The organism is Nostoc sp. NMS7, assembly GCF_017115085.1.
Lineage (GTDB): Bacteria > Cyanobacteriota > Cyanobacteriia > Cyanobacteriales > Nostocaceae > Nostoc.
This window is the reverse complement of the sequence record NZ_JABXKJ010000185.1, coordinates 1-12597: the sequence shown is the minus strand read 5'-3', so window position 1 is coordinate 12597 and position 12597 is coordinate 1. Positions and strand designations below refer to the sequence as shown.

General features: G+C 41.7%; 13 protein-coding genes. 6 read left to right on the top strand and 7 right to left on the bottom strand.

Translation table 11 applies throughout. The annotated features are described in order from the left end of the window. The first annotated feature begins 373 nt into the window (after nt 1-373). On the top strand, nt 374-1630 hold the full coding sequence (locus tag HWQ38_RS20360; protein ID WP_292797016.1) for an FAD-dependent oxidoreductase: 1257 nt from the start codon (nt 374-376) through the stop codon (nt 1628-1630). Between the two features lie 295 nt (nt 1631-1925). Further along, a complete protein-coding gene (locus HWQ38_RS20355) occupies nt 1926-2501 on the top strand; it encodes a single-stranded DNA-binding protein (protein WP_292797013.1) in 576 nt (191 codons plus the stop codon). A 255-nt stretch (nt 2502-2756) separates the two neighbouring features. Here HWQ38_RS20355 and HWQ38_RS20350 read toward each other — a convergent pair whose 3' ends face one another. The 3 genes from HWQ38_RS20350 to HWQ38_RS20340 form a co-directional block, all read right to left on the bottom strand. Then, entirely contained in the window at nt 2757-2990 is a 234-nt protein-coding gene (locus tag HWQ38_RS20350; RefSeq protein ID WP_292797010.1) for a type II toxin-antitoxin system mRNA interferase toxin, RelE/StbE family, read from the bottom strand. Next, on the bottom strand, nt 2971-3198 hold the full coding sequence (locus tag HWQ38_RS20345) for a hypothetical protein (RefSeq protein WP_292797007.1): 228 nt from the start codon (nt 3196-3198) through the stop codon (nt 2971-2973). Before HWQ38_RS20345 ends, HWQ38_RS20350 begins: the two co-directional genes overlap by 20 nt. Nucleotides 3199-3512: 314 nt before the next feature. Further along, nucleotides 3513-3677 carry a hypothetical protein gene (locus tag HWQ38_RS20340; RefSeq protein WP_292797004.1) on the bottom strand — a complete coding sequence of 55 codons (165 nt, stop codon included), beginning with the start codon at nt 3675-3677 and terminating at the stop codon, nt 3513-3515. Between the two features lie 238 nt (nt 3678-3915). On the opposite strand from HWQ38_RS20340, the gene HWQ38_RS20335 reads away from it, so the two are divergent. After that, on the top strand, nt 3916-5778 hold the full coding sequence (locus HWQ38_RS20335; protein WP_292797002.1) for an ABC transporter ATP-binding protein: 1863 nt from the start codon (nt 3916-3918) through the stop codon (nt 5776-5778). 142 nt (nt 5779-5920) lie between these two features. On the opposite strand, the gene ureG is transcribed toward HWQ38_RS20335, so the two are convergent. From ureG to ureE, 3 genes are read right to left on the bottom strand one after another with little or no spacing between them, the layout of a single operon-like run. Next, complete coding sequence (gene ureG / locus HWQ38_RS20330) at nt 5921-6517, bottom strand: urease accessory protein UreG (protein WP_292796999.1); 597 nt, start codon at nt 6515-6517, stop codon at nt 5921-5923. A gap of 38 nt (nt 6518-6555) precedes the next feature. Continuing rightward, the gene (locus tag HWQ38_RS20325; protein ID WP_292796996.1) at nt 6556-7248 is read right to left on the bottom strand and encodes an urease accessory protein UreF; all 693 of its coding nucleotides are present in this window, start codon (nt 7246-7248) and stop codon (nt 6556-6558) included. Next, nucleotides 7223-7669 (bottom strand): urease accessory protein UreE, encoded by a 447-nt coding sequence (ureE, locus tag HWQ38_RS20320; RefSeq protein ID WP_292796993.1) that lies wholly within the window; start codon nt 7667-7669, stop codon nt 7223-7225. Before ureE ends, HWQ38_RS20325 begins: the two co-directional genes overlap by 26 nt. A 118-nt stretch (nt 7670-7787) precedes the next feature. On the opposite strand from ureE, the gene HWQ38_RS20315 reads away from it, so the two are divergent. Both HWQ38_RS20315 and HWQ38_RS20310 read left to right on the top strand, forming a co-directional pair. Beyond that, the gene (locus tag HWQ38_RS20315; protein ID WP_292796990.1) at nt 7788-8357 is read left to right on the top strand and encodes a Uma2 family endonuclease; all 570 of its coding nucleotides are present in this window, start codon (nt 7788-7790) and stop codon (nt 8355-8357) included. 337 nt (nt 8358-8694) lie between these two features. Continuing rightward, the gene (locus HWQ38_RS20310) at nt 8695-9660 is read left to right on the top strand and encodes an alkaline phosphatase family protein (RefSeq protein ID WP_292796988.1); all 966 of its coding nucleotides are present in this window, start codon (nt 8695-8697) and stop codon (nt 9658-9660) included. An 857-nt stretch (nt 9661-10517) separates the two neighbouring features. Here the strand turns inward: HWQ38_RS20310 and HWQ38_RS20305 are convergent. Beyond that, nucleotides 10518-12299 carry an ATP-binding protein gene (locus tag HWQ38_RS20305; RefSeq protein ID WP_292797189.1) on the bottom strand — a complete coding sequence of 594 codons (1782 nt, stop codon included), beginning with the start codon at nt 12297-12299 and terminating at the stop codon, nt 10518-10520. A gap of 91 nt (nt 12300-12390) precedes the next feature. On the opposite strand from HWQ38_RS20305, the gene HWQ38_RS20300 reads away from it, so the two are divergent. Then, a partial coding sequence (locus HWQ38_RS20300; protein WP_292796985.1) for a hypothetical protein occupies nt 12391-12597 on the top strand: 207 nt, incomplete at its 3' end.

The following is a 12597-nucleotide window of genomic DNA, read 5'->3' as shown; positions in this document are numbered from 1 at the left end:
ACCTAGAGTTTTTGCAAAAGTTAAATTTATTTTTAGTAATTACTTATATTAAAAAATGACAGACTTATAAAAAAGGGTATGCGCTGCCAAAAATGGATGTTTCGCCTGTGTTGAGCAAATATATCAATTGTTTATGGACTACACGCTGCGAATTTTGTCCACCCAGCAATATGTTTGAAATTCTACCTGATAGTTACATTGAGCTTGTTTTTTGTTTTGGCTCTCAAGTTTATCTAACTGTGGCAATTTTGTCTGCGGCTGGAGATTCTACTGAGATATAGCACCATTCCTGTAAATACGAAAAGTTAAAAAAATAGCTTGCACTAGCAAAAGCAAACTATTCTAAATTTTAGGGCTGTTAGGAGGTGTTGTTATGACTACCGATGTACCTAAAAATTTTTCCCAAGACCCAAGCATTAACCCTGTCCATGACATTGTAGACGGACAAACTACAGATTGTTGCATTGTGGGTGGGGGGCCAGCAGGAGCAGTATTGGCACTGTTGTTAGCGCGTCAAGGCATTTCTGTGATCCTGTTGGAAGCACACAAAGACTTTGATCGCGATTTTCGTGGCGATACGATTCATCCATCGGTGATGGAAATTATGGAGGAATTGGGATTAAGTACAGCTTTGCTAGAACTTCCCCATACCAAAATGCGCCAAATTAGTATTCAAACTCCTGAAGATACTGTCACATTCGCAGATTTTAGTTATCTGAAAACCCATTATCCCTACATTACAATGCTTCCCCAGGTGAAATTCCTGGAGTTCATCACCCAAGAAGCGCAAAAATATCCTAATTTCCATCTGGTGATGGGTGCGAATGTGCAGGAATTGATTACCGAAAATGGTGTGATTCAAGGTGTCCGCTATCGAGGAGGCGGCGGTTGGCATGAAATTCGGGCAATACTGACAGTTGGTGCAGACGGTCGCCACTCACGTTTACGCCATCTGGGTGAGTTTGAATCAATCGAAACCTCGCCGCCAATGGATATCCTCTGGTTTCGCCTACCGCGTCAGCCAGAAGACCCTGAAGGAGGAATGGGGCGCTTCGGTCAAGGTAAGCTAATCGCCATGCTTGACCGTGGTGATGAGTGGCAACTTGCCTATATTATTCCTAAAGGAGGCTATCAACAACTAAGAGCTGCGGGTTTGGAGGAATTAAAAAAATCTGTTGCCGAAGTGGTGCCAGAATTCCAGCAACGCCTCCAAAATTTAGATGATTGGTCACAAATAGCTTTTCTCTCAGTCGAGTCCAGCCTTGTCAAACGCTGGTATCGTCAGGGACTGTTACTGATCGGTGATGCAGCTCATATAATGTCCCCCGTTGGTGGAGTTGGGATTAACTACGCGATTCAAGATGCTGTAGTCGCGGCGAATGTACTCGCCAAACCGCTCAAGAACCGACAAGTACAACTTAGGGATCTAGCAAAAGTACAACGTCAACGCGAGTTGCCCACACGCATCATTCAGGCGTTTCAAACTTTTATCCAAAAGCGGGTATTAGCCCCGGTTCTCACCTCAAATCGCACCTTTGTACCACCTGCGTTTTTACGCTTACCCATCTTGCGCGACCTACCAGCAAGGTTAATCGCCTTGGGTGTTTTTCCAGTTCACGTCAAAACTTAATTTTTGCTGAGAATTTTTGATATTTCCTCACTCGATGGTACAATTATACTATTCAAGAGAGAATTCAATGCTCATTTAGTCAAGCGAGGGTGGCGAACAGCATATTTAAGGCTGTTCAAAGCGATCGCTTGGCTTTTATGCTAGAAATGACTAAAAACTCAGAGTTGATCTAGAAAATTTATTCAGGCATCATTAAAAAATGCAAACAATTAAACATATTTTGATATTAATTGGCACTACATAGAAAAACCTCCACTTTTTCAATCAACACTTTTTGCACTCAGGAGTAATTTTAATGAACAGCTGCGTTTTGATGGCGGAAATTATTGACGAGCCGCAACTCCGCTATACGGCGGATAATCTGGGAGTCACGGAAATGCTGGTGCAGTTTCCCAATTCCCAGAAACCAGAAGATCCACCAGCCACCTTAAAAGTTGTCGGCTGGGGGAATTTAGCAACGGAAATTCAGCAAAACTACCACCAAGGCGATCGCGTCATCTTGGTAGGACGTTTAACTATGAATACTGTTGAGCGTCAAGAAGGTTTTAAAGAAAAACGCGCTGAATTGACGGTGCAACAAATTCAATCTGTTGGAGGTAGTTTTAATACTGATCCATTGCCTTCAGCAACCGTAACTCCATCATTTACTGAAACGTCGCCACGACAAGCATCACCAGCATCTCGTCCGCCACAGAAAGACGTTCCCACTTACGAATCACCACGTCCAGCGCCTACCCCAGCTAAAAATGCTGTTGGTGTTACTCCCCAAGCGACAACTTACGAACCCGTACCGCAACCCACAAATTATGAGCGAACCACTAATCCAGCAGTGAAAGCGGAAGAACCAGATCCAGATGATATTCCGTTCTAAAGTTGGTAGTTGAACGTGTATTCAATCGCAAAAAATATTACGATTAGACAATTTCTACAAGTAGCCATCCTTTAGGATGTGCTATTTTTTTGTCTGCGTTGACGCTTTACGTTTTTTCGTGAGACATCGCTTAGTTTAGCGATCGAGTGGCTTAGGGATAAAGAATTTTAATCTCTAAATCCCAAGCTTCAGCCTCTATTTTACAATTTAATAAATTTCATCATGGCTGCCAATATCAATCAATAAAATAACCATTTATAACAACTTCTCATCCTCAGAGAAATTAAAGATAATTCTACAATCATAAGCAACAGAACAAGACCACAAGCCCGCTAAATTTCCTGTTAACTTATGAGGCTTCAAAGACGGTGTAAATGGATCATCTGCCAAAAGCCTTAATACCTTAATAATTTGATTCTTTAATTGCCGGTTTTTCTTTGTAATCTTCCCAAAAGACCGCTTAAATCCACTACTCCAGACAACTTCCATCATCATCTCCTAGTAAATCAGCGATCAAATCATCAACGCTTCCCCTATGAGCTGTCCCATCCTTAAAAGCCTGCATCACTTCCTGAGCATTAGCCAAAATTCCAATCCGCCGATTCTCAATTCGTTGCTGGCGAAGAAACTCAAATAAATACTCTCGATCTTCTGTGGGCAAACTTTCAATAGAATTAATAATTTCTTGTAAAGTCATCAGAGAACCTCCTAATCAAGTAAACTCTACCTTTACTAACTCTATTTTAATCTCTAAATCCAAAGCCTCAGCCTCTTGCATTTAGACAATTTATGCAAAAATAGGATACTATATTGGGCGCAATGGGGACAAATGTTTCTGGAGGGCAGAAGCAGGTAAACTAGCTTGAGAATTAATTCCCGATTCTGGAAGTATTCCATCTATGGAGAAACCCTTTCGTTTCCAGAGTGTAGTAAGTTGACTTATTCGCTCTACATAATTAAGCCTACCACCACTTTTTTTGCCACTTGGTAAAAAACTTGTCCATCTTAATTTCACTCCCCCATTCGGGGATTTTTTAGGGCAACGATCGCTGGAGATGTCAAATCAGAAAAACGAGAACAACCACTGCAAAAGCATAATTCAGCATTGCAGACAGCCGATCGCTCCTTAACCAATTTACGGATTTGCTCTCCTGGCTGTTTTGTTCGTGGTGGCAAGTTACTGTAGTTAATACTGTTATGTAAAGACTAGAATTCTGAAAAGAGAGCGATACCATGAGCAGATCGCAGTTTGCAGAGATGAGAAGCAGTAATACATCGCAAATGCGTGTATATTGTGGAAGTATGCGATGTCAGAAAAACTGCCAAAGAGTGTAAAAACCAAATTTACCGACACATACATCAAAACTATTGTTAAAATCAAATAATTTTAAGTTAATATTCCTACCCAACTCCTATGAGAGAAACTATCCTAGAGGTTCGCAATCTCCAAGTTGAATTTCCCAGTGATGGCAACATTAACAGAGCTTTGGATGGTATTTCATTTGCGCTGCATCGAGGTGAGACTCTAGGAATAGTAGGAGAATCGGGGAGTGGTAAATCAGTGACAGCCTTAGCTGTGATGGGTTTGTTGCAAACTCCCGGTCTAGTTACTGGCGGTGAAATCTGGTTTCGTCCGCAAGAGAATGCTAACGCCATCGATTTGGTAAAATTGCCTCCTGAGCAAATGCAGCTACATCGGGGTGGCGACATTGCGATGATTTTTCAAGAACCGATGAGTTCGCTTAATCCGGTTTATAACATCGGGTTTCAGCTAACAGAAGCGATTATGCGGCATCAAAATGTGTCAGCATCCCAAGCACGACAAATTGCGATCGCAGGTCTGCAAGAGGTAAAACTTCTACCTAGCGATGAAGAGATACAACAGCAGTATATCGATTCATCGAAACTAGATCCATCAAAGTTGCCACAGGTGGTTAAAGAACACAAAGAAGCGATGCTAGAACGCTACCCCCATGAACTTTCTGGGGGTCAGTTGCAACGGGTGATGATTGCAATGGCAATTTCTTGCAACCCATTAATCTTAATTGCCGATGAACCAACTACAGCCTTAGATGTGACAGTACAAGCGACAATTTTGGAGTTAATCCGAGAATTGCAACAAAGCCGTGACATGGCAATGATTTTCATCACCCACGACTTGGGGCTAATTTCAGAAATTGCTGACGAAGTAGCGGTGATGTATAAAGGCAAAGTTGTCGAGTCTGGTGCTTCTGAACAAATTTTCAGCAGTCCTCAGCATCCATATACTAAAGGTTTGATCGCTTGCCGCCCCACACTTGACCGCCGTCCCCAAAAATTACTCACTGTTTCCGACTACATGAGTGCAGAAGAGACACCAACGGGACAAGTAGTAATTCAGGCGAAAGAACCCGCGCAACCCACAGAAGTCACCAGCGAAGAGATTGCTGCAAGATTGGCAAACTTCAATGAAAAGGAACCCCTGCTGCAAATCCGCAACCTGAAAGTTGGTTTTCCAGTGCGCGGGGTGTTTGGTGGTACAAAACGCTACAATATGGCAGTCAATGGCGTTTCCTTTGATGTCAAACCAGGCGAAACATTAGGTTTGGTGGGAGAATCTGGTTGCGGTAAAACCACCCTTGGCAGAACCTTGATGCGATTAATTGAACCGATGAGTGGTCAGATTATCTTTGAGAAACAAGATATTACTAGCCTCAAAGGAGAACCGTTGCAAAAACTGCGCCGGGAAATGCAAATAGTCTTCCAAAATCCTTTTAGTTCCCTTGACCCACGGATGAAGGTTGGGGACGCGGTGATGGAACCCTTGGTAATTCACGCCGTTGGTAAGACCAAGCAACAACGACGCCAGCGAGTAGTCGAACTCTTAGAACGGGTGGGCTTGAGTGCAGATGCGATTAACCGCTATCCGCATCAGTTTTCTGGCGGTCAACGCCAACGGATTTGCATAGCCCGTTGTTTGGCGTTAAACCCTAAATTTATTATCTGTGATGAATCAGTTTCAGCGCTGGATGTTTCAGTACAGGCGCAGGTATTAAATCTTCTCAAAGAATTACAGTCAGACTTTCAGCTTACTTATATTTTTATTTCGCATGATTTAAGTGTAGTGAAATTTATGAGCGATCGCATTTTAGTGATGAATCGCGGTCAAATTGTTGAAGAAGGGACAGCCGAAAGTCTTTACCTGGAACCGAAAGAGGAATACACGCAAAAATTAATTGCTGCAATTCCTACTGGGAGTGCCGAACGTGTGCGAAATCGTCATCTGAGGGCTTTATAGAAAGGGCGGTTAGAAACCGCGTCTACACAGACAAAACCCACCTCCGTGGGTTTAAAACACTCAATTTTTTTTAGTCCGCGCAGGCGGACTTGGTTTGTGTAGCCGCGAATTCCATTCGCCCTGGCTCTAACTTCTCATTTTTCTAACAGATATTTATGCAAACAAAATTAATTACATCTGCAAGTCCTGACTGAGTTTTCAAATTAGTAAAAATAAAAGGTTTATCACCGCGCATTTTTTTAGCATCTCGTTCCATCACACTTAAATCTGCACCAACATAGGGTGCAAGGTCAGTTTTGTTAATCACCAACAAATCAGATTTTGTAATACCGGGGCCACCTTTGCGGGGAATTTTATCGCCAGCCGCAACATCGATGACGTAAATTGTTAAATCCACCAATTCGGGACTAAAAGTAGCAGCCAAATTATCGCCGCCACTTTCTAAAAATACCAAATCCAAATTGATAAAACGTTCCTCTAACTGTTCAATTGCCGCTAAATTCATCGAAGCATCTTCGCGGATGGCAGTGTGAGGACAACCACCAGTTTCTACACCCAAAATGCGATCGCTTGTCAACGCCTGAGAACGCACTAAAAATTGAGCATCCTCTTGAGTATAAATATCATTCGTCACCACCGCAATCTGATACTGCTCACGCAACCCCTTACACAAAGCATCCATCAAAGCCGTCTTCCCCGAACCCACTGGCCCAGCAACTCCTACTCGAAATGCATTCATAACTCCTCACTCCTGTACAGACGCGATTAATCGCGTCTCTAACTCCTAAATAACCTTGTATACTGGGTTTCATGCTGCATACTCGCCAGCGACAAACCCCAAGTACAACAAGCGAGTTGATCATCCTCCAACGCGAGAATTTCTAACGCTGCAGCGATGAGTAATGGTTGCAAATCTAGCAATAACTGCTGTCCTGCTGTTTGTCCAAGGGGAATAAGTTTCACGCCAGCAGTAATCAAATTACTTGCCCAACTATGCAGATATCCGAGTAATGCGGCTTTGATACTAATTTGCCAATGGGCACCGGCAATACCAAAAGCGATCGCATAATTACCAGGATTACCCACAGCATTGACAATAGGCACAATCTGTGGTTCTAGTTTACCAAGTAATTGGATCAGCGATCGCCCCATCTGCCAACTAGAAGCGCGTAACTCTTCTGTTTCCCTAGCAGCAGATAACCACAGATTCCAACGGCATAGCGACTCAACATCACCCATTTTTGCAGCTTGCTGCGATCGTACCATCACCGCCGCCTCTAACCGAATTGCCCCGTAGAGCAACTCTGCTTCTAGCCAATGTTTGAGATGTATCTGGTTAGCGATCGTACCATTTTCCACCAGCATTTCCAAGCCTTCAGAATAACTATATGCTCCCACAGGCAAAGTAGGGCTAGCCAGCTGCAAAATACTCAAAAGATGGCTGTCAGTGAGCATGATAGTGTTGTCCATAAGCTCCCAATTCTGGTTGAAATGGTAAAATTTCCTCTTTAACTTCTAACCCCAATTGTTCCAACATCGTGCGTAAAACCGAATCTGAAGATAAGCGTAAATAAGTCGGAGTAATTTCTACAGGTACATGGCGATTTCCCAGATGGTATGCTGCACGTAATAATAAAAGTGGTGTTTGGGCAAAGGCAGTCAGCACTAATTCTGGTTTGGCAATAATTCTGATTAAACTGCTATGGGTTTCTTCTTGCAGAATATCGCCATCGTGTAACACAGTTCCTCTGGGTAAATGGAAAAACACAACCTTAGCATCTGCCGTTTCAAAGCGATGACGACTGCGGGTGCGTTCTTCTGCTGTTAGCGCCAGAGTAAAGGTAACTGCGGCATCGCTATTAGGTGGTTTAAGTTGGCTAAATATCAGCATACACAGTTTCGCCTGATCTTCCGCTTTTGATTATGGTTCTATTTAAATACCATAGTTGCCTTGCCCGAAGAAAGATAAAATTAAACAAAGAAAAGCAACCAGCCAAACGGGGACAATCATGAACCAAGCCATTGAGGGAGTACGCTGGACAATTCACGATTTAGAAGTTCTACCCGAAAATGAGTGGACGCGCTATGAAATTATTAATGGAGAACTCTTTGTGACTGGCACTCCTCACCGCCGTCATCAACAAGTTTGTGGCAAAATTTCTCGACAACTCGATGTTTGGTCAGATTCGAGTGGTTTAGGGGAAACAATTGTGAGTCCCGGAGTGATTTTTTCGCAATTAGATAGCGTGATACCGGATGTAGTTTGGGTAAGTCGAGAACGACTGGCGCAAATTGAAGATGAAGCAGGACATTTGATCGGCGCACCAGAGTTAGTTATAGAGGTTTTATCCCCTGGTAAACAAAATGAATTTCGAGACAAAGAAGCAAAGCTGAAACTTTATTCAGAGCGAGGCGTGCGTGAGTATTGGATTGTCGATCGCTTCAGTCAAAAAGTCGAAGTTTATCGGCGAGAAAAAGCACAGTTGGTTTTAGTTGCTACTTTGTTAGGCGATGATGAAATTACATCGCCACTTTTACCTGGATTTTGTTGTTCTATCCGTTTGTTTTTTCCTGAATAATAGCAAATTTAAGAAGGTTTATAGAAACCTAACCGCTAGATATAAATGTAAATATTGATTCCAAAAGTGATGGTATTGAATGTGAAATTTTACGGGCGAGATTGATAGCCGCAACATTAAATCATGCCCCTTGTCGGTCAACTGGTTTCAACTCATAACCTTTTGCTACTATTTTACATAACCTTTTCTTAATATTTTACTCGTATCTTGAGATTGAAAATACCAGGGTTTCTATTGAAGTTTTAGTAGTCTTTTGTGAAGCTTTCTTGACATAAGATCAACTGTGCCTATCAAAAATAACTTATAGAACTCTGTTTACACAGTATATACAAATATCATGATACCAATTCAACACTTACATCCTACAGTAATCAGATATGACTATTCCTCGCCCATTGTCAGAATAGCTGATGGTCGCAAAAAGGATGATAAACCCTTTTATAAGCATCCTGGTAAGTTTAAGAGTGTGCTGTTACTATCAATTGATGGTTTGCGTCAAGCAGATTTGGAAGATCGCAAATTACAACAGTATTTGCCAAACATCAATAGTTTGAGACAAACGGGTATCAGTTACACTAACGCTTTTACTAGCACTCCCTCCGATTCCTTCCCTGGTGTATTAAACTACTTAACAGGAGCAAGTCCCAAAACTACTGGGGTTTATTATGATGATACATATAGTCGGATATTATCAGACAAACCAGGATCTCCTGCTGGTATAGAAGTTGAATTTGCGGAAAACATTGATAAAAACTCCGATCTTCTCAGTGGTGGGGGTAATTTCGGGATAAATAGTATTGACGCCAGCAAATTACCAGTAGACAGTAATGGAAATCGTGTTTATCCTCACAACTATTTGAAAGTAAACACTATTTTTGAGGTAGCAAAAGCTTCAGGTTTGCACACTGCATTTATTGATAAACATCCTGCTTATGACATTGCGAATGGTTCTTCTGGGAAGGGAGTTGATGACTTCTACGCTCCAGAAATCAATGCCAAAGTTGCTTTAGAAAATGGCAAACTTGTAGACCAATCGACAGCGCAGAATCCTGCTAATCTCACATTTAAAACGACAACTAAAGACACCAAGCTCACGGAAGCTTATGATGATCTGAAGGTAAATGCGATATTGAACCAAATTGCTGGAAACAATTCACTAGGCATAACTAAACCCGGAACTCCCAACCTTTTTGGGATGAATTTCCAAGCTCTCAGTGTAGCCCAAAAGGATGCCAGCAATAATGGTGGTATTGCCACCAATGGCACACCTTCGTCAGGATTAATTGATGCTCTAGAACATTAGTAAGTAATACTCTTAATTTCACTTCATGCGATCGCATCTATTTGTTTGAGCGATCGCATCTATTTATAAATCTCATTACGCAGATTTATGCAAACAAAAAAAGGAAAGTATTGCTACTCTCCTAACGTAATATGAGGGAAAATTTTCAGCTTAGTGATTAAAATGGGCTTGACGTTCACGCAATTGACGAGCGCGTTGTTCACGAGCTTGACGTTCACGCAATTGACGAGCGCGTTGTTCACGGACTTGACGTTCGCGTTGAACTTTACTGTTATTAAAAGCTACAGTATCACGATTAAAATGATCATGCTCAGATTTAAATTCAGCAGCATTAGCATTTTGAGAAAGAGCAGCAATTGAAGCAGCTGCTAATAAGCCTCCAAGTTTCTCAAAACTCTAGATGATGAACCTGAGAAAAAATCAAAGTTAGGTGAGTGTTTAGTCTTAATTATTGACCGTATTGATGATTTAGATAAAACTCAAATACTAGCTGAGTTATTTTTAAATCTCATCAAAGAAAAAATTAATCTAGAAACTTTCAGGCGGTTAGCATCTGCTGTAAATATTGCCTTTGTCGAAGACTTAAAAAAGTTAATCAAGAATACTAAGAATAGTGAGGATTTAGGAAATTTAATTGGATCGGGATTGACAGAAGTATCCTCAACTGGAGTTATACTTAGTGGATATGATGTAGTTCATAACAGTGTTCGTATTTCTGCATTAGGTAAGTTATTCGTGAAGCTGATGAATGATAAAAATTAGAATTGTTCCTCTTCTATTTCGCCACCAAATTACTTCTTGTCTTCCTGGTTCGTTAAAAAAATATTTTTGGTAACAAAAAGGTTTAATTAGCAACTTCATCCTGTAAATGGGCTACTAATAGGTAATGTAAACCAGAAAGTCGCCCCTGCATCCAATGCACTGTTTACACCAATTTCGCCACCGTGAGCATGGATGATTTGCTTAGATAAATACAAACCCAATCCTAAACCTACAGAATTGCGGATATTTGCACCCCGAAAGTAAAGCTCAAAAAGCCGATCGCTTTGTTGTTGACTAATTCCTACACCGTTATCACTAACAGTACAATACATTTTGTCATCCTTACGGATAGCGTTGATTGTCAAAAGCAATCCAGGGGGATTGTGTTTCAGAGCATTAACAATTAAGTTAGAAAAAACCCGCCATAGTTGCGTGGGATCAGCATTCACTAATGGCAAATCTGCGGATACCAGATTTGTCAAGATTGCTTGATTTTGTCTCAGCAATGGCTCTAAATCTGCGATCGCTGCTTCGACTATTGATAGTAATTGTACGTATTGACGTTGTAAAATAACACCTTGTACCTCGCTAATATGAGCTTCCATCAAGGAATTGATTAAGTTCAGTTGGCGATCGCTACTTTGAATCATCCGCTCTAAAATTGAGCGTGAAATTGAAATATTTTCCTCTGGATGTGCAAGCAAATTTTTCAGCACCATTAAAGTACCCAGCACCGGGTTACGTAAGTCGTGGGAAACTGCATGAAAAAATACTCGTAGTTCTTCTTCAGTTTGTTTGCGCTGGGTAATGTCTTCAATCAAACCTTCGTAGTAAAGCAGTTTTCCTTGTTCGTCATGCACTGCGTAGGCTTTTTCCGAAATCCAGACAATACTCCCGTCTCGGCGATAAATTTGGGACTCAAACTCGGAAACGCTGCCATACTTTTCCATCAGGCGCACAAATTCTAGCCGACGGTTTGGATCAATATACAGTTGATGTTCTATATCAGTGAAATTTGCTGTCACCTCCTCCGCTAAGGAGTAGCCATAAATACGTGCTAAAGCCGGATTTGCCGTAATGTAACGTCCATCGGGACTGCTTTGAAAGATCCCTTCAACAGCGTTTTCAAAAATGGTGCGATATTTAGCTTCTGCAACCTTGAGTTTTTGATAGGCAGATTCCAGTTCTTGACGGGCGTAAAACTCAGAACGTTGCAGGCGATCGTACAGATAAACACCGATGTCACATATAGCACAAAACCAAAAAATGTATAAAATCAAGGTTACATTATATATTTCTGGGTGTTCGGGGATTGGTGTTTTTAGTCCAAGTACCGTATTCACACCAAAATAGTAAACCAGCACACCCACTTGACAGAGCAAATGAATAATCCAGCAGACAGGCATCAACACAGCTTGGCTTAAAAACAGCAGCGACCAGCCGATAGTGTCAGGTAGTGCGAAACCTCTGATGGTTGCAAACAACTGCGATCCTAGACTAATTGACCAAGAAGACCCCAAAAATAATAAATCTGGACGATGACGACCTAACTTAGTCTTATGTAAGGCAAGATAAATAATTATACTTATGACCATTGCAACATTGATCACAAGGCTTTTAGCTGTAAGTGCTTCTGGCAGCCTTTCCAACTCCTTTAAGGGGAAAAACAAGCCGTAAATGTCTCGCAAAGTAAAAGACAAAAGACAGATCAGCACCAGCCATAACCATAAACGCAATCTCTGCCACAAAAAGCGATCCCTATGGGCCAGCCACTCCTGATCTACGCGCCGAGCTTTGTAAAAACTAGTGATTTCATCTGCTGGCGTAGAAAAGGTTTTTCTCCACCACCTTTGCACTGTTGTAAATGGGGTAGCCATTAGCATCCGATTAACTTTGCCCATACCGTCGAAGGTGTTTCCCTTATTCAACATTGCCACAAATAACACCTTCGCATTTTTCTGGTAACTTATGGGCGACTTGTTGCGGATGGAGTTGGTGAACTACCCAACACTAATCGCTAAGAGCAATATAGTGTGGGCTTCCAGCTTCATAGACAGTCGCCTCTACAGATGTCTTGCGACCCCGTTTTGGTCTTACACTCTCTCCACTGGCAGTAGCGCTAGGGCGTGTTTTCAAACTCGTTATATCCTAGAAAAAAGGCGATCGCTATATAGT